Annotated in this window: 15 protein-coding genes and 4 pseudogenes; 11 read left to right on the top strand and 8 right to left on the bottom strand. The window is 63.4% G+C overall.

Going from position 1 to position 21141, the window contains the following annotated elements; genetic code table 11:
- Positions 1-48: 48 nt before the first annotated feature.
- On the top strand, positions 49-807 hold the full coding sequence (locus AC3IT0_RS09155; protein WP_489323395.1) for a hypothetical protein: 759 nt from the start codon (positions 49-51) through the stop codon (positions 805-807).
- Between the two features lie 405 nt (positions 808-1212).
- Positions 1213-2304: pseudogene (locus AC3IT0_RS09150) on the top strand (IS701 family transposase); the annotation flags it as partial.
- Positions 2305-2314: 10 nt separating this feature from the next.
- On the opposite strand, the pseudogene AC3IT0_RS09145 reads toward AC3IT0_RS09150, so the two are convergent.
- Positions 2315-2611 (bottom strand): annotated as a pseudogene (locus tag AC3IT0_RS09145) (integrase core domain-containing protein); the annotation flags it as partial.
- A gap of 168 nt (positions 2612-2779) precedes the next feature.
- On the opposite strand from AC3IT0_RS09145, the gene AC3IT0_RS09140 reads away from it, so the two are divergent.
- Genes AC3IT0_RS09140 through AC3IT0_RS09130 form a run of 3 tightly spaced genes read left to right on the top strand, consistent with a single transcriptional unit; the run spans position 2780 to position 5993 of the window.
- Complete coding sequence (locus tag AC3IT0_RS09140) at positions 2780-4000, top strand: tyrosine-type recombinase/integrase (protein ID WP_489323394.1); 1221 nt, start codon at positions 2780-2782, stop codon at positions 3998-4000.
- Complete coding sequence (locus AC3IT0_RS09135) at positions 3997-4956, top strand: tyrosine-type recombinase/integrase (protein WP_489323393.1); 960 nt, start codon at positions 3997-3999, stop codon at positions 4954-4956. Before AC3IT0_RS09140 ends, AC3IT0_RS09135 begins: the two co-directional genes overlap by 4 nt.
- A complete protein-coding gene (locus AC3IT0_RS09130; protein WP_489323392.1) occupies positions 4953-5993 on the top strand; it encodes a tyrosine-type recombinase/integrase in 1041 nt (346 codons plus the stop codon). Before AC3IT0_RS09135 ends, AC3IT0_RS09130 begins: the two co-directional genes overlap by 4 nt.
- 44 nt (positions 5994-6037) lie before the next feature.
- On the opposite strand, the pseudogene AC3IT0_RS09125 reads toward AC3IT0_RS09130, so the two are convergent.
- Positions 6038-6969 (bottom strand): annotated as a pseudogene (locus AC3IT0_RS09125) (IS3 family transposase); the annotation flags it as partial.
- 76 nt (positions 6970-7045) lie between these two features.
- Here AC3IT0_RS09125 and AC3IT0_RS09120 point away from each other — a divergent pair.
- Both AC3IT0_RS09120 and AC3IT0_RS09115 read left to right on the top strand, forming a co-directional pair.
- Positions 7046-7276 (top strand): annotated as a pseudogene (locus AC3IT0_RS09120) (transposase); the annotation flags it as partial.
- 376 nt (positions 7277-7652) lie between these two features.
- Positions 7653-8660, top strand: a complete 1008-nt coding sequence (locus AC3IT0_RS09115; RefSeq protein WP_489323391.1) for a DUF2278 family protein — start codon at positions 7653-7655, stop codon at positions 8658-8660.
- 88 nt (positions 8661-8748) lie between these two features.
- On the opposite strand, the gene AC3IT0_RS09110 is transcribed toward AC3IT0_RS09115, so the two are convergent.
- The 6 genes from AC3IT0_RS09110 to AC3IT0_RS09085 form a co-directional block, all read right to left on the bottom strand.
- Complete coding sequence (locus tag AC3IT0_RS09110; protein WP_489323390.1) at positions 8749-9831, bottom strand: integrase catalytic domain-containing protein; 1083 nt, start codon at positions 9829-9831, stop codon at positions 8749-8751.
- 247 nt (positions 9832-10078) lie between these two features.
- Positions 10079-10501 (bottom strand): hypothetical protein, encoded by a 423-nt coding sequence (locus AC3IT0_RS09105; RefSeq protein WP_489323389.1) that lies wholly within the window; start codon positions 10499-10501, stop codon positions 10079-10081.
- Positions 10502-10729: 228 nt separating this feature from the next.
- Positions 10730-11770, bottom strand: a complete 1041-nt coding sequence (locus AC3IT0_RS09100) for a tyrosine-type recombinase/integrase (RefSeq protein WP_489323388.1) — start codon at positions 11768-11770, stop codon at positions 10730-10732.
- Entirely contained in the window at positions 11767-12726 is a 960-nt protein-coding gene (locus tag AC3IT0_RS09095; protein WP_489323387.1) for a tyrosine-type recombinase/integrase, read from the bottom strand. Before AC3IT0_RS09095 ends, AC3IT0_RS09100 begins: the two co-directional genes overlap by 4 nt.
- Before the next feature lie 2 nt (positions 12727-12728).
- Complete coding sequence (locus AC3IT0_RS09090; protein WP_489323386.1) at positions 12729-13934, bottom strand: site-specific integrase; 1206 nt, start codon at positions 13932-13934, stop codon at positions 12729-12731.
- Positions 13935-14074: 140 nt separating this feature from the next.
- Positions 14075-14770, bottom strand: a complete 696-nt coding sequence (locus tag AC3IT0_RS09085) for a hypothetical protein (protein WP_489323385.1) — start codon at positions 14768-14770, stop codon at positions 14075-14077.
- Positions 14771-15015: 245 nt separating this feature from the next.
- Here AC3IT0_RS09085 and AC3IT0_RS09080 point away from each other — a divergent pair, with 245 nt between their 5' ends.
- The 4 genes from AC3IT0_RS09080 to AC3IT0_RS09065 all read left to right on the top strand — a co-directional run bounded on the left by AC3IT0_RS09080 (position 15016) and on the right by AC3IT0_RS09065 (position 21127).
- Complete coding sequence (locus tag AC3IT0_RS09080) at positions 15016-17001, top strand: phage tail sheath family protein (protein WP_489323384.1); 1986 nt, start codon at positions 15016-15018, stop codon at positions 16999-17001.
- A gap of 36 nt (positions 17002-17037) precedes the next feature.
- Positions 17038-17553, top strand: coding sequence for a phage tail protein (locus AC3IT0_RS09075; protein WP_489323383.1), 516 nt, complete (start codon positions 17038-17040; stop codon positions 17551-17553).
- A 340-nt stretch (positions 17554-17893) separates the two neighbouring features.
- Complete coding sequence (locus tag AC3IT0_RS09070) at positions 17894-18421, top strand: hypothetical protein (protein ID WP_489323382.1); 528 nt, start codon at positions 17894-17896, stop codon at positions 18419-18421.
- 1251 nt (positions 18422-19672) lie between these two features.
- Positions 19673-21127 carry a Pvc16 family protein gene (locus AC3IT0_RS09065; RefSeq protein WP_489323381.1) on the top strand — a complete coding sequence of 485 codons (1455 nt, stop codon included), beginning with the start codon at positions 19673-19675 and terminating at the stop codon, positions 21125-21127.
- Positions 21128-21141: the final 14 nt, after the last annotated feature.

Raw genomic sequence — 21141 nt, 5'->3', positions numbered from 1 at the left:
CTATCTGTACGCGCAGATCGGCCATGGGCCACGGATCAGAACGCTTCCATGACGCCTCGTGATCCGGTCGAGATAAAGGCAACGCTCTCTCAGGGCGTCCCCGCGGCACTGGACACACTCCAACTCCAGAAGGGTTCGCCACTTCGGATCTGGTTCTTGGAGGACCTCACACCCGGGCTTCCCCAATCCCTTCCGCTGTTGGCGGCCGGGATCATTCTCCGCCTGCGTAGCAGAAATGACCAAGACGACTCCACCGTCAAGCTCCGGCCCTGCCGCCGCTCACAACTGGGACCGTCATGGGCCGCAGCGCAGAAGAAAGACGATTGGGAGCACCGCATCGAGGGCGACTGGACCGGTACACGCCACGTCCTCGCCGTCTCATCGGCGCTAACCTTGCCTGCTGGCCACGTCCCGCGAAAAATCGAGGCCGGCGCGGACCTGGGTGCAGCATTCGATACTCGGCAGCTGACCTTCCTGGACGAGTGCGCGGACCTGAAGGTCAGCCTGGCCGGGCTGACTGCGCTCGGCCCGATAACCGCGACCAAGTGGAAGGACATCGGCGTCGGCAGTCCGGACGCGGGCCCGGACGGCGGCGGGCTAAAGATAGACGCGGAACGCTGGACGATCGAGGACTTGGACTTCCTTGAGCTCTCGATCCGGGTCAAGCCGGGCGGCCTGGATCCAGAAACCAGCCAGGCTCAGCTTGAATCATGGATCCAAAGAACCGCCCTCCCCTTCGGCCTGCAAGGAACTCCCAAAACTGATCAGGTACTGACATACCTTGCCAGCACTACGCCCCCTGTATGAGCAATGCGCCGCAGCATATATGAACTAAAAAATAGCTGGTCCGGTCGGCCAGCTGATGAATCACCTCCAGCCGGGCATACGACACAGGCGCGGCAATCGCACCATATTGCCGCCCGACGAAAGGCAGCGTCCGTGTCTTCGCCCAGTCAGAATCCCACTCTGCTTAGCCTGCGCTTAGCCTTGATCCCGATCCGCGGGTGGTCCTGACCAAAAGTGGCGGTTTCGAGATTGTAAATCGTCTGACAGGGCTGTCTGCAAAGTCCTCGCCGCCGCGTGACTGGCCTCGGCTTCAAATACAACTTCGTCTAAGGTTGTCTGAAAGTTCTGGTACGCCTCCCTAGTAGTACTTAGTTAGGTCGGCGTGGCGGCTTTTGATCCCTGATCGATCCTGTTAATTTTCGAGGCATGAAACCCTATGAGCTTGCCGAGACCAGGACGGAGTTGGAGGCGTTCGTGGGGGATGTGTTCGCTTCCCTTCCACGGGCGGATCAGCGGAACAAGGGGAACCTGTACTTACACGGTCTGATGCTGGACGGCCGGCGGAAATCGATGCAGCCGATGGGCGGCCGGCTGGGGATTGATTATCAGCAGTTGCAGCAGTTCGCCTCGTCTTCACCGTGGAAGCCCGAGCCGGTACGCCGGGTCCTGGTGCGCAAAGCCGTCGAAGTGATCGGCCCCGACGCGTGGGTGGTAGACGATACCGGGTTCAAGAAGGACGGCGGCTCCTCGCCGTGCGTTGCGCGGCAGTATTCGGGCACTCTGGGCAAGATCGGCAACTGCCAGATCGCTGTCAGCATCCACGCAGCCACCGACCAGGCGTCCTGCCCGCTGGACTGGCGGCTCTAGGTGCCCGAAGCCTGGGATGACACCTGCACGGACACGAACGCCCAAGCCGAAATGATCGCGGCCCGCCGGGCCAAAGCGCAGATCCCCGATCTCCAACGCCATCGCACGCAGGGGGCGATGGCGTTGGAGATGATCGACGAACTCGGCGCCTGGGGCTACCGGCCTCCGATCATGGTCGGGGACGCCGGCTATGGCGAGATCACCGCGTTCCGGTCCGGGCTCAGCGAACGACAGATCCCCTACATGGTCGCCGTCAAGCACTCAACGACCGCGCACCTCCAAGAAACCCCCATCGGTGTGGCCGAGTACGCCGGCAAAGGCCCCCGCTCAAGCCAGCGCCGCTACCTGGACGCCCCCACATCGCTGAAAGACCTCGTCATGGACGCCGGCCGCCGTGCGCTGCATCAGGTCACCTGGCGGCACGGCACCAAGTCCACCACCAGCAACAAACTCGCGTCGATGACCTCCCGGTTTATCGCCTTGCGCGTCAGGGCAGCCAACCGGGACATCCCCCGAACGGAAGACGGTTCCCTCCCCGCCGAGTGGCTGCTTGCCGAATGGCCCAAAGGCGCACCCGCGCCCTCCGACTACTGGCTCTCCACATTGCCCGAAAGAACTGAGCTGCTGCGGGGATTTCGGACAGCGGAATTAGTGGATTCTTCTACGCTGCCAAGGCTGGCTGCTGATAACCATAGTGGACTTCGTTAGGCCGACGGTAACCGAGGGCGGAGTGACGGCGCCGGCTGTTGTAAAACCCCTCGATGTAGCGGATGACGTCGCTCCGGGCCTGTGATTTGGTCGCGTAAACGGTCCGATAGACCCGCTCATTTTTCAGAGCTGAGAAGAACGATTCAGCCATGCTGTTGTCCCAGCACACCCCGGTCCGTCCCATCGATGAACGCATCCCCAGGCCGGTCACCAGAGCCCTGAAATTGGTCGAGGTATAGACGCTGCCACGACCCTGATCGAGCCTCTCGCGATCTGGCACTCCGATTATGCCGAGGAATCGGTTAAGCCGAGGTTGGCGTGTTTGGCCTTGTGATTCGGGGATCTCGGGCCTGTTCCGCGGCTTAATATTTCTGGTTAGCCTGTCTTGTTTCCATGGTTCTAATGGAAGGACAAGGCAGTGGATACGACAGTTGCGGCTATCGGAGATGCCGTTGTGGCAGCGTTGGAAGACGCCGGCTACATGCACTCGACGATTGGCCAGATTCGCAAGTCCATCAAGTGGCTGGGTGTTCTGGCCGAGAAACAGGATGGCATCTACACAAGCGGGTTGGGTGCGGAATTCGCCTCCATGACGACCAGCCCGCGCACCGGGCGGTACAGCGCCCAGCGCCATACTGATTACAGCCGGCTGGTGTGGTTGTTCGACTCGTTCGTGCTCACCGGCACGGTGGACCTCTCCACACGACCCCGCGGTCAGCACAGGGCAGCACCCAACAATCCTGAATTCTCCGGGCTGCTGGCTTCCTGGTCCCAGGACATGGCGCAGCGTGGCCTCGCGCGTTCAACACGAAACTGTTTCGGTGGACTGGCCTGCGAGTATCTGAATTTCCTGGAGGCGGGCGGGATTTCCTCGTGGGATGCCGCTACAGGGTCCAGTGTCCTGGGATTTGTTCAGTCCCTTCGCGACCGGTGGGCTGACTCGAGCATGTGGTCGGCCGTGGCCAGCTTCCGCCCGTTCCTGAAATACACCTCCCGCACGGATCTACTCGATGCGCTGGCGCTGACCCGGACCAGGCGGCTCCACGAGATTGTTCCCCTGCTTGATTCCGACGTTGAACGGAACGTTGTTGACGCCTGCCAGCACGGAATGGTGTCAGCACGGGACGCGGCGATTGTCCTGCTGTCGCTGATCACAGGCCTTCGTGCGTGCGATATCCGCAGCCTGCGGCTGGCGGACATCGACTGGCGCGGCGGCACGATCGGGATCGTGCAGCAAAAGACCGGCAATCCGCTGACCCTACCGCTACCTTCACTCGTTCTCGCGAAACTTGCCCGCTACGTGCTTGACGAGCGGCCGGTATCCGAAGAGCCGGAAGTCTTTTTGCGGCTGAAGGCCCCGCATGTTGCATTGGCTGACCACGCGACGATTTACGTGATCATCAACAAGGTCTTTCGTGCCTCCGGAGTGGAGGATGTGAAGGTTGGATCACGTGCCCTTCGCTACAACGCGGCGTCCAAGTTGATGCAGGCGGGCACCGCGTTGCCGACCATCTCGGCGATCCTGGGCCATGCCCATAGCGACTCGACCAACGTGTACCTGAACGCTGACACGGAACGACTGCGTGGATGCGTCCTGCCCCTGTCGGGGTCAAGTCCCGTGGAGGGGTCAGGACGATGAGCACGCATGAGTTCACCAGCGTGTTCGCCCGGGAACTGACACGGTATCTCGCATTCAAGCAGAGCATGGGCTGCTACGGAACCTCACGCATCTGGTACCTGCGCAGCTTCGATGCATACTGCACGGAACACGGGGTGACCTCTTTTGACCAGCAAGCCGTCGAAGGCTGGGTCACCTTCAAGAAGTCCTCCCAGCCGGGCTCTCCACCGTCTTGGATGTCATACATCAGGGATTTTGGCCGCTGGATGCGCACCCACGACAACCCGGAAGCGTATGTGCTCTCCGAGTCCTGGAAGAGCGGATTCCGCCGCTCCCAGCCCTACTTGTTGCGCCGCGAAGAAATCTCTCGGTTCTTCCAATCTGCTGCCGAGTTGGAGACCACCTCGCCATGGAAATGGCAGTCCGTCGCCTTTTTTGCGCTGATGCACTCGTGCGGGCTTCGGACCTGCGAAACCCGCAGGCTGCAACCCCGGGATGTTGACCTCGACAAAGAGGAAATCGAGGTGCTGTGGTCCAAGGGCAACAGAAGCCGGCGCCTCCCAATCACCGGCCAGATCGTCGATATCCTCGCAGACTGTGACCGGATATCCCGCATGAGATTCGGGCAACAGCGTCCCGGGTTCTTCGTCTCCTCAACCGCAGCCCCGGTCCCGCCGGCCTCGATCGGGGTCATGTTCAACCGGATCTGGGACCAAGCCAGGCTGCCGCGGGCCGTTGGTGGCAACCAGCCCCGCCCCTACTCCTTCCGGCATCATTTTGCCTACGCCAACATCGAACGATGGATGGCCGAAGGCACCGACGTCAACGCGATGCTGCCCTACCTCGCCCGATACATGGGGCACGCATCGCTGGACAGCACGTACTACTACATCCACACATCACCGGACTTCATGGACGGCTACGCAGCCCTCACCCACGACAGCCAAGGCGTATTTCCCGAGGTGGGATTCGAATGAAACGCACAACGCACGAACCGACCCCAGATTTCTGGAGTTACGCCCGGAACTACCTGCACGACTTCCTGCCCAAGGTCAGGGCCCTGGCGCCGCGCAGCATTGAGGCATACCGGATCAGCCTGGAGAGCTACGTCCAATACCTGGTCATGGAGAAGCAGGTCCGCCGGCAAGACATCAGTTTTGATCACTTCGACCGGCAAGCCCTCAAGGACTGGCTGGTATGGATGCGGAAAACCAAGAAATACGAGCCGGCAACCATCGGCCTGCGCCTGAGCGCCGTCAGGGCCTTCCTGAGTTTCGCCTCCGCGGAAGAGATCACCCTGGTTACGGTCTACCAAGCGGCCAAGAACCTCAAGGCACCGGCAACACCGCGCAAACCCATCGAATACCTTGAAGAAAACGAGACGACAGCGGTACTCGCCGCCCACGACGGCAAGGACCTGAAATCACGCCGGAACCGCATGCTGCTCATCCTGCTCTACGACAGTGGCGCGCGCGTTGGCGAAATCACTGCACTCACCGTTGACGACCTGACACTGGCAAAACCAGCCCACCTGACCCTCACGGGGAAACGGGGCAAGAGCCGCGTCGTTCCCTTGGGAGAGAAGACCGTCGAACACCTGAAGGTCTATCTCAAGGAATTCCACCCTCAACGGGCAACCCGGTCGGCGACACGTCCCCTCTTCTACAGCTACCACCGCGGCCAAGCAACCGCCCTTTCCAGCGACACCGTCGCCGCGGTACTCACCAAAGCCGGGAACCTCTCCCGCGAACAGTGCCCTTCGATCCCGGAGAACCTCCACTGCCACATGCTGCGAAAGACCAAAGCCATGGACCTCTACAAGCAAGGCATTCCGTTACCGATCATCATGCAACTGCTCGGCCACGAAAACATGAGCACCACCTCGGCGTTCTACGCCTTCGCCACCCTCGACATGATGCGCGAAGCAATGAATGCCGCCACCCCGGCAATCAGCGAATCAAGCACCCAAGTCCTCAGCGACGACGAACTTCAACTCCTCTACACCCTGAAATAGCACATAACGTTAAGCCGAGGAACAGGGCCGAGATCCCCGAATCACAAGGCCAAACACGCCAACCTCGGCTTAACCGATTCCTCGGCATAATCGGAGTGCCAGATCGCGTGCGGCTCGATCAGGGTCGTGGCGGCGGCGTTCTTGAGCGCATCGGCGACGAGCTCGGTGCGCATGTGATCGGCGATGGACCAGCCGACGACTTTCTTTGAGTAACAGTCGATGACGGTGGCGAGGTAGACGAAGCCTTGCCAGGTGTGGATATAGGTAATGTCGCCGACGAACTTCACCCCGGGGCGGTCGGCGGTGAAGTCCCGCCGGACGAAGTCGGGCATGCCCGCGGCTGCCTCAGCGTCAGCCTCGGTGGTGATCCGGAACGGCCGTGGCTGACAGGCCACCAGGCCCTCGTAGCGCATGATCTGCCGCACCAGCTCCGGAGAGCACTCGGTCTTTTCCGCGGCGAGATCGGCGTGGATGCGCCGGTACCCGTAGGTCCCGTCGGACTCTTCGAAGAAGTGCTGGATCCGGGCGGTCAGGGTCTCGCGGCGGGCCGCTGTGGCCGATTGCGGACGTGTGGCCCAGTGATAGAAACCGGAGGTCGAGACGGCCAGCCAGCGGCACATTTTCACCACCGAGGTCAGATTGGCGGGCTCAGCTTTTTGGGAATCGATGAATTCATACTTGCTCACTGCCGCTGCTCCCGCGCGAAGTAAGCGCTGGCTTTTTTCAAGAACGCAGTCTCCGCCCGCAGCTCCTGAACTTCACGCTCAAGCTCCTTCAGCCGGGCCCGTTCCGACACCGTCAGATCCGTCTCCGTGCCGCCGTTGGCCTCACGGTACTTGAGCAGCCAATTGCGCAGCGTCTCGGGACCAACACCGTACGCGGTGGCCACGTCCTTGATCGGCCTGGACGTGTTGATCACCTCGCGGCACAACTCGTCCTTGAACTCCTGGGTAAATCGTCTGCGTGATGCGGTCATGCTGATCTCTACTTTCGGTAGACCCTCATTTTATGAGGGCCCACTGTCCGAGATCTCCGCGGCAGCTCAAACACCGCTGAAGGAACTCGTCTGGATCGCGAAAATCCGGTGGCGCATCGAACACGACTATCGCGAACTGAAAACCGGTCTCGGCCTCGACCACTTCGAAGGCCGCACCTGGCTCGGCTGGCACCACCACGCCACCCTCGTCACCGCGGCCCACCTATTCATCACCACACTGCGCCTGACACGCCCAAAAGCGCCTGGGGCAGCTGAGTCTCTACGGCATCCTCCGCGAGCTCCAACACCTCGTCGCCGCACGGACCGGACACTGCCCCTACTGCCAACCACGAGGCCCAACCTAACTAAGTACTACTAGTTGCTGGTGGCGGCCAGGGTGTGGCGGTTAGCTTTAACGTCCCACATGGACCCGGCCGCGTTGGAAACGCTGGCATAGGGGTCGTTCAGAATTTCCCGGACGAAGTGGCTCCGGAGTGGTGGTTGCGTCAGGCCTGAGCCAGTTCGATACGTCCACGCCCGATTATGGCTACCACATCGAGGAGTTCAAGGGTAGTGGTGCTATGACTCTCATGCAGTAACGCTGTAGTAACGCGGGTGGTGTTGATTGTAAAGCGGTGCGTTTCACCATACGCCTGTCATCGACATACGAAAGGTAGGATGCGATGCCTTTGAAGGCCTACGGGGTTTTGACGGCCAGGGTGAAGGACCGTCGCCGGGAGGGAACATCGGATACGCCCCATTATCAGATCCATCTACAGGATGACTCCGGGACGCACTACCGTGTCGCTGTGAACGTCCAGTCCCAGCAATCGCCCTCCGAATTGCTGTACATCACGGATGACAATTTCCGGCATCCGGTCTTGGACCTGCTGCCGGACCCCGGCACCGGATGGACGCGCCTGCCGCCCGGGCCAGGCGGTCCTAATCTGGACTTCATCCGCGGCAACCTGTTTGATCCGGCAAATATGCGGCTCCTGCCCCCGGAGATCGCGGGCCCGGACAATGATCTGGCCGACCTGCTAGACCACTACGTGCTACGGGCCATCGGCGATGCGACCGCCCGGCTGTACGTCTTCGGTGAGCGTTGGGGCCCCGAGCCAGGAATGGATGACAAGGTTTTCGGGTTCACCCCAGGGAACGGCGTTCATGATGTCCACATGAATCAGGGCAACAGTGCCGCCTTCCGTCGGGACGACGGCGTGTGGCAGGACGGCGCAATATTGCTGCACTTTCCGGGGGAGGATCGCTGGGTCGCAGTCTTCCTCGCCTTCCAGAGCCAGTCCTGGCATACCGACGATGCCACGGGGCACACGATCGAGGGGACCCAGCCGCGTCCCGAAGCGGGAGATGCGGCGCTGCGGATCCTGTCCGCGTTGGTAAATCCGGTAGGTCCGGCGCCGGAAGCGGAGTCCATGCTCCTGCTCAACGCTTCCCCGAACCCGGTCGATCTCACAGGTTGGCACATCGCGGACCGGCTGAAGAACATCTGTCCGGTTCCCGGCGGTCAGTTGGCAGCTGGGGCAACCCTGCAGGTGCCTGTGACCAATGGGATGCAGCTGGGCAACAGAGGCGGTGTGATCACGCTTTTAGATCCACAGGGCATGAAAGTTCATGGCGTGTCTTACACCAAAGAACAGTCGGCACGGGAGGGGTGGACGCTCACCTTCTGACTCCCTTCTAGTCGTCGAGGAATCAAGAATGGGACCGTCGCGAATCGAGGAATCATGTCAAGATGCCCGCGTACCCCTTATCGAAGAATCATTTGATTGTGCCCGGATGGTCGGTTGGCTCTTGGGGCCTTGTTTGGCCGTGGTCAGGGTGAGCAGTTCTGCGCATAGGGCCTGAACCTGGCGTTGGATGGCTGCAGGATTCAAGGGGTTGTTCTCCCGCTTCAACTTGGCCTTCACGACTTTCCGGACCTTGCCCTCGTCGGGCCAGGACTCGTTCGTACGGGGTCGCCGGCCGGTCATACTTCTTGCTGATCTTTGCGCCGGTTCGGATCTTCTGGACGAGTTTTTGCTGCGGTCCGAAGTGATTGGTCAGCTGCCCTTGCAACGCCCAGATCCGGTTCAGCAGCTCGAGTTCGGCCGCCGTGTCGTAGCGGTGATATCCGACGGTTTGCCGGACAACATGCCAGTTCTTCTGTTCCACGTGGGCGCCGTCGTTCTTGTTCCCGGACCGGGACCTGGTGAAGGTCAGCTGCTCCTGTTCACACCACCGCAGCAGCCCCCAGTTGATGAACTCGCTCCCGTTATCCGAAGCGATCCCCCGGATCGGGAACGGGAACGACGCGGTGGCTTCCTTGATCGCGGCGAACACCCATTTCTGGGCCTTGTTCCTCACCGACCGGGTCTCGGTCCAGCCGGTGCAAATGTCAGTGATCGTCAGGGTGAAGCAGAACTCTCCCCTGGAATTTCCGCCTTCGTGGCCGACCAGATCGATCTCCACAAACCCGGGCACCGCGTCGTCCCATTCGGCCCAGGTCCGCATCGGGATGGAGTCCTTGAGCAGTGTTCCGGGCTTGGTATGGGAACGGCCCCGGGGGTCCAGTTTTCCCCGGTCACTCTTGAGCCGGCGGTCGATGGTGGCCGGGGCGATCTTCACCAGCAACGCGGCCGTCCCGTCCTCGATCGTCAGCTCTTTGAACCGGCGTAGCAGGGGAACCAAATCCGGCAGCGCTGCTGCCAGCAGGCGCCCGCACGGGGTGCTCTGGACGGCCCAGCAGAACCGCAGCGCCCCGATCACGTCGTCCCCGTAGACCGGGGGCCTGGGCGGCCGGGGCCGGACCTGTTTGAGTACGAGGGCCTGGCGCAGCGCCTTCCGCGCATGGTCACGGTGCAAAGCGTCAGCGCACACAGTTCGTCCAGGATGATCTTCTTGGCGGCCCGGTCCGACCGGGCATATCGGAGGGCAGTGGTCTTCGTGACGGCCTTGCGTTCGCTCATCGAAAGCTCCATGGCTCACAGTGCCGGGCCGGCGGATGCCGCCCCAGCAGACGCGCCACCACGCGGGCATTACCAAATGATTCTTCGATAGCACCTACGCGGGCATCTTTCATGAGTCAACGCGAATCACCCGGGGAATCATGTCAAGATGCCCGCGTAGCTTTCATCGTGGAATCATTTGATTTTGCCCGGAGGGTTGGTTGGCTCTTGGGGCCTTGCTTGGCCGTGGTCAGGGTGAGCAGTTCGGCGCAGAGTGCTTGAACCTGACGTTGGATTGCCGCAGGATTCAAGGGTTTGTTCTCCCGCTTCAACTTCGCCTTCTCGCTGGGCCGGACCGCACCTTCGTCGGCCAGGACCCGCTGGTAAGGGGTCGCCGGCCGGTCATACTTCTTGCTGATCTTTGCGCCGGTCCGGATCTTCTGGATGAGTTTCTGCTGGGGTCCGAAGTGATTGGTCAGCCGCCCTTGCAACGCCCAGATCCGGTTCAGCAGCTCCAGTTCCGCCCCCGTGTCGTAGCGGTGGTATCCGACGGTTTGCCGGACAACATGCCAGTTCTTCTGTTCCACATGGGCGCCGTCGTTCTTGTTCCCGGACCGGGACCGGGTGAACGTCAGTTGCTCTTGTTCGCACCACCGCAGCAGCCCCCAATTGATGAACTCGCTCCCGTTGTCCGAACTAAGCCGATTTCGGCTTAGTTCGGATTAAGCCGAGGAAAACGCTAAGCCGAATGGAGTCGCTGTGGTCCCGGGTTTCGGGGGATTTACGAACTTTTCCTCGGCTTAGCATTTCTGGGGCTACCGGAGGGTGTAGAGCTTTTGCAGGTTTTCCTCGCTGAGCCATTCCACGGTGGCCTGGCTGATGCCGGGTGTTGCCATGTTCATGGCTTTTTTCATCATGTCCAAGGTGGCGAAGGCATAGAACGCCGAGGTGGTGCTCACGCTTTCGTGTCCGAGCAGTTGCATGATGATCGGCAGCGGGATCCCTTGCTTGTAAAGATCCATGGCCTTGGTCTTGCGCAGCATGTGGCAGTGCAGCTTGACCGGGATCGTGGGGCAGGAGCCTCGGGCGATGTCGCCGGCCTTCTTGAGGATCGCTGCGACGCTGTCTTCCGAAAGCCGGGTCGGTTCACCCTGGTGGAGGCTGTTGAACAGCGGACGCGTGGCCGGCAGGGTTGCTGGCCGGGGATGGAACTCCTGGAGATATACCTGCAGGTGCTCGATGGTCTTGTCGCCCAGGGGCACGACGCGGCTCTTGTTTCCTTTCCCGGTAAGCGTCAGGTGGGCCGGTTTCGCCAGACTCAGGTCATTCAGGGTCAGGGCGGTGATTTCGCTGATGCGTGCCGCGGATTCGTAGAGGAGGATCAGGAGCATGCGGTTGCGCCGCGACTTCGGGGTGGAGCCGGTGAAGGCCGCCAGGATCGCCGCGGTTTCGTGCTTCTGCAGGTGGTCGATCGGCTTCTTGGGCACCGCTGGGGCCTTGAGCGCCGTGGCTGCTTCGTGCAGGGCCACCAGCCGGAGGTCCTCCTGGGAGGCGTAGCGCAGGAACGCCTTGATGGCGGTCAGGCGCAGGCCGACCGTCTTTGGTTGGTAGTTCTTGGTTTCCCGCATCCAGATCAGCCATGCCTTGAGGAATGTCCGATCGAAGTGGTCGAAACCGATGTCCTTGCGCAGGACGGAGTGCTCGTCCACGAGGTAGTCCACGAAGCATTCCAGGGAGATCCGGTAGGCCTCGACGGTTTTCGGGGAAACGTTCCTGACCTGGGGCATGTATTCGTGCAGGTAGTTCCGTGCGTGGCCCCAAAAGTTGGGGGTGTCGTGCTTGGTGTCGCGCTTCATTCGAATCCCACCTCGGGAAGAATTCCCTGGTCTTCACGGACGATGTCGGCGTAGCCGTTCATGAAATCCGGGGATGTATGGATGTAGTAAAGAGTGCTGTGCAGCGAAGCGTGGCCCATGTACCTGGACAGATTGGGCAGCATGGCGTTGACATCGGTGCCTTCGGCCATCCAGCGTTCGATGTTGGCGTAGGCAAAGTGGTGCCGGAAGTCGTAGGGCCTCGGCTGTTTCCCTCCGCTGGGGCGCGGCAGCCCGGCTTGGTCCCAGATCCTGTGGAACGCGTTCCCAATAGCATTGGGGCGCACCTGGGCGCCCACGGTGGAGACGAAGAAAGCCGCCCGGTCCGCGCCGAAGAATTTCCGGGAGGTCCGGTCGCATTCGGCCAGGATCTCACCGACTTGGCCGGTGAGGGGAAGTTGCCGGCTGCGGTTGCCCTTGGACCAGAGCACGTCGATGACGCCTGCGGCAAGGTTCACGTCCCCGGGCATCAACCCACGCGCCTCGCAGGTGCGCAACCCGCACGAATGCATGAGGGCGAAAAACGCGAGTCCCTGCCATCTCCACGGGGATCTGGTGTCCAACCGTGTCGCGGCATCGAAGAACCTGGTGATCTCCTCGTTCGTCAGCAGGTAAGGCTGCGGGCGGACAAGGTCGGATCTCCACTCGTCAGACAGAACGTAGGCTTCCTCATCGCCGTTGAGTCGTTCCCAACGGCCAAAGTCCCTGATGTATGACAGCCACGACCGGCGGCCGTTCGGGAGACTTGCGATCCGGGAAGAAACCCAACCTTCAACGGTGGACCGGTCAAGGTCCTTTAGCGAACGTTCCGTGCAGTATCGGTCAAAACTCCTCAAGTACCAGACCCGGCCGTCGCAGTAGATGCCCATGCTTTTCTTGAAGGCAAGGTAACGCTCCAGCTCGGGGCCGAGTGCGCTGGTGAATTGTGGCTTGTTCATTTTCATGCTCCCTGCGGCATCGGGAGAGTGAGAACGCATGCGCGCAGATGCTCGGTATCCGTGCCGAGGTATCTGTTGGTGGAATCCGGGGCAGAGTGCCCAAGAACTGCCGAGATCGTTGGCAGCGGGGTTCCTGCACGCAGGAGCCTGGTGGCGGCGTTGTGGCGCAGCAGCCTCGTCCCGGCATCGGTGCGGTCCAATCCGGCCGCGATAAAGGTTCGTCGGGTTACTTCATAGATGGACGCGTGATCCGAGAACTCGGTGTGGGGTGCCAAGGAGCGCAAGAATACGTGGTCGTTCCAGACTTCAGGACGTTCTGTGAGGACATATGCCGCCAGCGCTTCGGCGATCATCGGAAGCAAGGGAAGCGTGAGCGGATTGCCGGTCTTTTGCTGCACGATCCCGATCGTTGATTCCCTCCAGTTGATGTCACTCAACCGCAGGGCGATCAGGTCGCAGGCACGCAGCCCCGTCACCAACGCCAGCAGGGTGATCGCCGCATCACGGGCCGGTACCAAGCCATGGGTGCAGGCCTGGAGAACAGCGCTTTGATCTTCATCGCCCAGGGTTGGAACGATCCCGTGATGGCGCTTGGCGTTGGCCAGGCCCAGGGCGTCCTGCAAGTCGCGCCGTCCCAAGAATTTCAGGAAGGCCCGCAGATTGATGACCGCCACCCACATCGAGGACTCGGCCCAGCGTCCCCGCAACGATTCAAGGAATCCCAGCACGCTGGCACCCTTGGCCTCCTGCAGCGAGGTTACTCCTTGCGCTTCCAGGTAGAGGAGGTAGCCGCGAACCTCACGCATGTACGAGTTTCGAGTCTCTACCGCCAGATTGCGTTGCCCCATCTCAACTGACCAGGCGGCCAACGACCGGATGAACTCCTCGGACTGCGGAGCGGGTTCGCCGCCGTCACGCCGCATGGTGGAAAGATCCACCGAACAGGTGAGGGTGTAGGAATCCAGCAACCTCACCAACCGGCCGTACGATTTTCGGCGCTGGCTACTGAATCTGCCGGTCCGTGGGCTCGTGGTCATAGACGCGAATTCCGCACCGAGCTCCACGGTGTAACGTCCGTCCTGTTTCCGAGCGAGCAGCTCCAAGCGGCGAAGCCATTTCCTGTATTCAAGTATCGTCGACTGCTTGTAGCCCGCCGCTTCCAGACAGGCCACCACCAGCTCACCAATCCCACTAACTGTCGTCTCCATGACGCGTTCCCTTCGCTGGATCTATGGATACGGCAAAGGTAAGGCCAGATTTGCGTGCAGGCACTAAGCCGAGGAAATGGTCCAAAATCCCCCGAACCCGGGACCACAGCGGCTCCATTCGGCTTAGCGTTTTCCTCGGCTTAATCCGAGTCAATCCCCCGGATCGGGAACGGGAACGCCGCGGTGGCTTCCTTGATCGCAGCGAACACCCATTTCTGGGCCTTGTTCCTCACGGACCTGGTCTCGGTCCACCCCGTGGAAATGTCAGTGATCGTCAGGGTGAAGCAGAACTCACCCCTGGAATTTCCGCCCTCGTGGCCGACCAGATCAATCTCCACAAACCCGGGCACCGCGTCGTCCCATTCGGCCCAGGTCCGCATCGGGATGGAGTCTTTGAGCAGTGTTCCGGGCTTGGTGTGGGAGCGGCCTCTTGGGTCGAGTTTGCCCCGGTCTGCCTTGAGTCGGCGGTCGATGGTGGCCGGGGCGATCTTCAGCAACAACGCCGCCGTCCCGTCCTCGATCGCCAGCTCCTTGAACCGGCGCAGCCGCGGAACCAGATCCGGCAGCGCTGCTGCCAGCAGACGCCCGCACGGGGTGCCCTGAACGGCCCAACAGAACCGCAGCGCCTCGATCACGTCCTCGCCGTAGATCGGGGGCCTGGGCGGCCGGGGCTTGACCTGTTTGAGCACCAGGGCCTGCCGCAGCGCCTTCCGCGCATGGTCCCGGTGCCAAAGCGTCAGGGCACACAGCTCGTCGAGGATTGTCTTCTTGGCGGCCCGGTCCGACCGGGCATATCGGAGTGCGGTGGTTTTCGTGACGGCCTTGCGTTCGCTCATCGAAAGCTCCATGGCTCACAGTGCCGGGCCGGCAGAAACCGTCCCAGCAGACGCGCCGCTACGCGGGCATTACCAAATGATTCTTCGATAGCAGCTACGCGGGCATCCTTGATGAGTCAACGCGAATCGTTGACAGCCGCCTGCCGCTGGTCAAGAATGAATGAGACGCGGCGAGCCTCCACCGACTCCTCGCCGACAGCACGAAAACACGGCAATATCCAGTCATCAATGGCTTGGAGGACCGAATGCCCGAGTTGCTTCACCCTGGTGTATATGCGCTGGAGTTGCCCTCCGCTGTCAGGCCCATCGAAGGCGTAAGCACGTCTACTGCGGGCTTCGTCGGTGTTGCCGATAAGGGTCCAGTCCCCGGATTCGCAATGCCCTTCGGCTCCGCTCCGCGCCCCCTTCTAGTGACGAGCTTCACCGAGTTCACGCGGATCTTTGGCGGATTCCGCTCCGACAGCTATCTCGCGTACGCGGTGCAGGCGTTCTTCGGCAACGGCGGCCGCCGCGCCTACATCGTCCGGGTCGTCGTCGACGACGACGACCCAGCAGGGTACAGCGCGTCGGGGAACGACACGTCGACCAACGCCGGACTCGCCGGCGTCGGACTCCTCGACCGCGAGACCTCACCAGCCCCGAGCCTCGCGATCGTCGCCCGGTCACCCGGGGCCTGGGCGAACTCCCTCGGGCTCCAGGTGGACGAGAGCAGTAGCGACCCCGACCACCTGTTCCGACTCACGGTGCTCTACGCCGGTGTGCCGGTCGAGTCGTACGACGGCCTCAGCATGGACCCCGCGCGCGACGACTTCGTCGACACCGCAATCAACACATCGTCGCGGTACATCTACGTCAAAGCCGTGGTGCCCGCGACTGCATCGACCGAGGACGCCCGCCCCGCTGCTACGGCCTCCTCGCACGTCACAACGTTCAAGGACGGCAACAACGGTACGGCCTTCACCGCATCCTCCACGGTCTCGCTCGGCCCTGCTCTCAGCGTTCGCACCACGCGGTCGACGACCGACCCGCCCACCTTCTCGATTGTTGTCACCCAGGGGACACGGATCGTCGAGAGCCACGACAACCTCTCTATGGACCGCACCCTTGGCAACTTCGTCGAACGCAAGGTCAACCCGTCCTCGCGCCACCTTCACATCCAAGTGCCAGATTCCGCCCCGTCGACTAACCCAGACGTGTCGCGCCCGGTCGACAATGTCCAGGCGTTCCCGGTGCCGGCTTTTCCAGCAGGGATCACGTTCCCCGGCGGGAGCGTGAGCGCGGGTCCAGGCGCCAACGGCCGGGTGCCCTCCCCCGGCGACAGCCACTTCATTGGCCGACCCGACCGCGGCACTGGACTGTACGCCTTCGACTCAGTGACGGACGTCAACATTATCGCGATCCCGGGGTCAGGCAACGACCTTACCGTCAGCGCGGGAATGGCCTACTGCCGGAACCGCCCACTGCAGGACGCGTTCTTCGTCGGGGACGTCGGCGTGCTGTCTCCCGAAGACGGCCGGGTGGCCGGGGCCACCCCCGACGTCGGCGACAAGGCTGCGGCACGTGTCTTCGTCCGCTCGCTGTCCACGCCCAACGACTACGGTGCCGTCTACTACCCATGGCTACGCGTGTCCGACCCAATCGGCCGCGGCCGCAACCCCATCATCGCAGTGCCGCCGTCGGGAGCTATCGCCGGGCTATACGCGCGCGTCGACAACAGCCGCGGCGTCTTCAAGGCCCCCGCGGGAACTGACACCGGACTGGCCGGCGCGCTCGGACTGTGCGACGACCTGCAGGACGCCGATCAGGACAGCCTCAACCCCATTGGACTAAACGCCATCCGCCGGTTCCCAGGCTACGGTGTCGTATCGTGGGGAACGCGGACGCTCGCAACTGACGCGGCGTGGCGTTACATCCCGGTCCGTCGCACGGCGATCTTCCTTCGTACCAGCATTTACGCCGGCATCCAGTGGGCGGTGTTCGAACCGAACGACGAGCCTTTATGGTCTCAACTGCGGCTCAACGCTCGGGCGTTCATGATGACCCAGTTCCGAGGTGGAGCCTTCCAAGGCTCCACGCCGGCCGAGGCGTTCTTTGTGGCCTGCGACGCAACAACGACGACCCAGCAGGACATCGACAACGGCGTCGTAAACCTCCACGTAGGGTTCGCACCGTTGAAGCCTGCGGAGTTCGTCGTTTTCACCCTGAGTCAGAAGGTCGACCAGGCGACGTAAGCCGCCCCCAGCCACGCGGATGTGACGGAGTACTTCATGAGGATGAGCGCCAGCACCAATCGCTTCGATCCGTACCGGAACTTCCGGTTTAAGATCAAATGGGATGGCCTGTATGTTGCGGGCCTGTCGAAGATGACCGGCCTCAAACGGTCGACGGAAATGACGGAATGGCGCGAGGCGGGTGAGAATATCGTGGCCCGCAAGCTCCCGGGAAAGACGAAGTATGAGCCGGTCACCCTCGAGGCGGGAATCACATACGACACCGCCTTCGAGGATTGGGCGAATCTCGTCAACGACTTTGCCAGCCACGGAATCACCAGCCCACGCGACTTCCGGAAGAACGTCACGGTCGACGTATTCAACGAGGCTGGCGGGAAGGCGATTTCGTACAACCTGTACCGGGCGTGGGTGGCGGACTACCAGGCCATCCCCGACCTCGACGCATCCGCGAACGCAGTAGCCATCACGACGGTCAAACTCGAGTTCGAGTGGTTCGAGCGGGACACCGCAGTGTCCGAGGCAGCCGACCGCGGGCCCGCGCGGATCGGCTGAATCCCGTGGCCGCTGGATGAGCGTCGCGCAAGCCGTCCCCCTACTGGGCGGTGCCTCCGCGCCCGACGGCTCCCGGATCGTCGAAGCATGGGTGCGGCCGCTGTGCGGCTACGACGAGGAGTGGCTCGCCTCCCAGCCGACTTTAAGTCCCGTCGCGGTCGTCGTCACGGGCCTCCTGTCCCGGAGCGTCGTCAGACTGGGCCCTTGGGAACCGCCGAGCCCCGACGTTCTGCTGGACCTCGCCGTCGCCGACCGTGACCTATTGCTACTCGCCGTGCGCACTGCGACATACGGGGACCGGTTCGAAGTCGTCTTGTCGTGCTCGACGTGTGATCAACCGATGGATGTGTCGTTCGGCGCGTCCGACATTCCCCGGCGAGCGCACTCCTTCGCCGCCGACCCGGTCCCCGTCGAGGTCTCGGACGGTGCCGGTGGCCTGCTCGAATTCGCGGTGCGGGCGGCTACCGGACGAGACCAGGAGGCCGTGGCTCGGGCCTGGGCCGCTAGCGGCGAGGACCCGCTGGCCATGCTCGTCGCGCGGTGCGTCACCGATGGGTCTTGGCAGGCCCTGCCGGCGGAGGCCCGCACGGCCCTTCCCGACGCCGTCGCCGCCCTTGGCCCGGCGATCGAGCTGGCGATGGACCTCGAATGCCCCGAGTGCAATACATTTTTCCAGGCGGATCTCGACCTTGCGACATACCTGCTCGATGAGTTCGCGGTTCCGGCCAGCACCGTGGTCCGCGAGTTGCACCTCTTGGCGAGCGTCTACCACTGGGGCGAACGGGAGATCATGAGCCTTCCCAGCCCCCGTCGACGCGCCCTTGCAACCCTCGTCTCCCAGGACGTCCGGTCGCAGGCGGCTCTGTGAGCGGCTACCTGGCCCGGTCGGCATCGGCGGGCGCGCGGCCGTGGCGCGCCGACTCCGTGCTCCGGCAGAACGCGGCCGCGCGCATTGCGCGGACAAGTGGGCTGGCCGGCCCGTATACCGTTCCGACCGCACTGGCACCGCACGGTGACGATCCGGATCAACTCGGTGACACGGATCGGCCGGACGATGTAGCGCAGCCGGGGTCGGCACACGGAAGGACGGGGCGCGTGCGAGGGGCGCAGCCGAGGGGTACGTCGAGCGCCGCTGACGGCCCGCGGCCGGGTTCCGGGAGCGGGATTGAGGGCGGTACAGGTCACGCCGAGGGCGATGCCGGTCCTACGGGGTTGGACCTCGTGGGGAACCGAGACGACGGTTCCTCCGGACCAGGTGTCCCCGAAGTAAGACACGGCGCGGCGTCCGATCCGGGAGCAGGCCTGCCCTCCTCCTACACCGCGGGCGATCATCCGGTTGGCCCGGTGCCGGATGCCCCGCACCCCGGGCTGCAGCCGCTGTCGGCGGCGGTGCCCCCGACGGCCGGAATCGCCGCACTTCCCGCCCCACCCGAGGAGTGGTCGGAGGCCGCCCCAGCGGCGCTCCCTCCGCACTCACCCGGTCCCGGGTCCACGACAGCGCGCGGCCAGCGCGAAACCCCGCCCTTGGCGGTTCCTCAGCCGCCTCCTCAGGCCGTGCCCACGACCGGGGCCGGGCCCGGAGGGTCCACGTCTCAACATTCGCTGCAGCGGGGCGACACGGCGCAGACCGGACTTCGTGGCTCGGGTGGGGATGCGGGTTCCGGACGGGCCCCTGCCGAGCCTGAACCGCAGCCCGCTGTCGCTTCCCTCGTCAGCATCACGGACCTCGACATGCAAGACATGCTCACCCGCGTCCTCCGTGGCATGCCGCCGGAAATCCGGGTCGGGCCCGATGAACCCGGCCGCCCGGTGGCACCCGATCCCGCACAGGTCGGCGCCACTGGTACCCGCTCCGAGGGGGGCAGCGCCGCCGGGAACGACAGCTCGGCCACTGGCCAAGAGTGGTCCGACGAGGGCAGCGGACGCCCCGGCAACGACACCGCCCCTTCCATCTCGGTCCACATCGGTCGGCTAGAGGTCACCGTCGTCCACCGCCCGGCTGTGGTCCCCGTGTCTCCCTCGGACGGGGCGGGGACGCATCGGCCTGCACCGCGGCCCGCCCTCTCCGCGTCTCCGCTTGGCATTTCCCCCTTCGATCGAGTCCGGTTCGGGAGATAACGTGAGCGCGCAGGCGATCTCAGCGGCTACCCGAACACTGCGGGCCTACCTCACTGCGGTCATGTCCGCCGCGCGCTCTGTCACGCTACTCCCGCCCGGCGAGGACCCGCCGACGGTCGGCAGCGGCGTCAACTTGTATCTCTACCAAACCACGGAGAGCCCATACCTGAAGAACGCCGCACCCCCCGGCGATTCCATGGACGGGGCGCCAGAGCAGGTACCGGCGCTGTCGCTGGACCTCTACTATCTCCTGACGCCCTTCGGTCCCACGCCCACGGCCGACGACGAGACGGACGAAGCCCATGCCGCCCTCGGCGAGGCGATGCTCGCCCTCCACGATGCTCCCGTCCTCACCCGCGCCCATGTCCCTGGCTTCGACTCCGATACGGATGTGCCGTCGGTTCTGCGGGACGCCTTCGGCGACCTCACAGCCAGACTCCATCCGATCACAGTCGAGGAACTGTCGAGGATCTGGAGCACCATCGGCAAGCCGTTCCGGCTGTCCGTCGCCTACCAGCTCTCTCTCGTCCGGCTCGGAGGCACAGGGACGTCCCCGATCGCGCCCCCGGCCGTCGCCGTGCGGGTCGATGTGGCCGCCGTCATACGGCCGACCATCACCGGGCTCGAGCCGGTCACCGCGCCGCTCGCCGCGCTCGTCGCCGGTTCGGTGACGCCCACGAGTATCACGATCACGGGGACCGGGCTCGCCACGGAGGGCACTGCGCCGGTTGTGACAGTCGCCGGGGCCACCGCAGCCCCGGCGGTTCCGGCGACTTTTGGGACGATCGTCGCCGCCCTTCCTCAGTCCCTGCGCCGGGGGCCCGACGCCGACGTCGTCGTGACGGTGAGCGGACGCAGCAGTGCGCCCGAGGCTTTCCGGATCGATCCTTGGGCGGCCGGCCTCTCGCCGGTGCGCGGGACATTCGCCTCGGCGACCGACGTCGTCCTCACGGGCTCAGGCCTCTCAACCGCCACACGGCTCGTCGCCTCGCCCGTCGTCGGAAACCGGCCGGAGGCGACCGTCACGTGGTCCGCAGCGGCGGACCCGGCCCGCAGCGATGCTGAACGCGTCACCGTCTCGGCAGTTACGGCGGCTGTTTCCAACCTCGCTCCCGGGACGGGCTTGGTCAACGGTCGGTACGAGGTCCGCGCCGAGCTCGCCTCAGGCGGACTCTCTAACCCGCGCTCGCTAGTCGTCGCACCGCTGCTCCGGGGCTTCTCCGGAGGTGGCGGCTCATCGTACGAGATCGCACAGGGGCGGCTCGTCCTTCGCGGCGATCGGCTGGACGGACACGACGTGCGCGTACGACTGGACGGCGCCGAGCACTCCCTCGGCGAGCACCTTGACGCAGCCGAGCTGGTCCTCCAGTTCGCCAGTCCTCTCCCCCCGGGGACGCACAAGGTCGAGGTCAACATTGACGGCGGTCGCTCCGACACCCTCACCCTGACCGTGTGACGTGGACATGGGTG

The sequence above is a fragment of the Pseudarthrobacter sp. KH_020_B genome (assembly GCF_057840185.1).
This window is presented reverse-complemented; position numbering and strand designations above follow the sequence as displayed.

What these genes read in the sequence shown, in the direction of transcription:
- AC3IT0_RS09155 (WP_489323395.1), top strand. Translation starts at nt 49, where the DNA reads ATGACGCCTCGTGATCCGGTCGAGATAAAGGCAACGCTCTCTCAGGGC.
- AC3IT0_RS09135 (WP_489323393.1), top strand. Translation starts at nt 3,997, where the DNA reads ATGAGCACGCATGAGTTCACCAGCGTGTTCGCCCGGGAACTGACACGG.
- AC3IT0_RS09130 (WP_489323392.1), top strand. Translation starts at nt 4,953, where the DNA reads ATGAAACGCACAACGCACGAACCGACCCCAGATTTCTGGAGTTACGCC.
- AC3IT0_RS09115 (WP_489323391.1), top strand. Translation starts at nt 7,653, where the DNA reads ATGCCTTTGAAGGCCTACGGGGTTTTGACGGCCAGGGTGAAGGACCGT.
- AC3IT0_RS09100 (WP_489323388.1), bottom strand. Translation starts at nt 11,770, where the DNA reads ATGAAGCGCGACACCAAGCACGACACCCCCAACTTTTGGGGCCACGCA.
- AC3IT0_RS09095 (WP_489323387.1), bottom strand. Translation starts at nt 12,726, where the DNA reads ATGAACAAGCCACAATTCACCAGCGCACTCGGCCCCGAGCTGGAGCGT.
- AC3IT0_RS09090 (WP_489323386.1), bottom strand. Translation starts at nt 13,934, where the DNA reads ATGGAGACGACAGTTAGTGGGATTGGTGAGCTGGTGGTGGCCTGTCTG.
- AC3IT0_RS09085 (WP_489323385.1), bottom strand. Translation starts at nt 14,770, where the DNA reads ATGAGCGAACGCAAGGCCGTCACGAAAACCACCGCACTCCGATATGCC.
- AC3IT0_RS09080 (WP_489323384.1), top strand. Translation starts at nt 15,016, where the DNA reads ATGCCCGAGTTGCTTCACCCTGGTGTATATGCGCTGGAGTTGCCCTCC.
- AC3IT0_RS09075 (WP_489323383.1), top strand. Translation starts at nt 17,038, where the DNA reads ATGAGGATGAGCGCCAGCACCAATCGCTTCGATCCGTACCGGAACTTC.
- AC3IT0_RS09070 (WP_489323382.1), top strand. Translation starts at nt 17,894, where the DNA reads ATGGATGTGTCGTTCGGCGCGTCCGACATTCCCCGGCGAGCGCACTCC.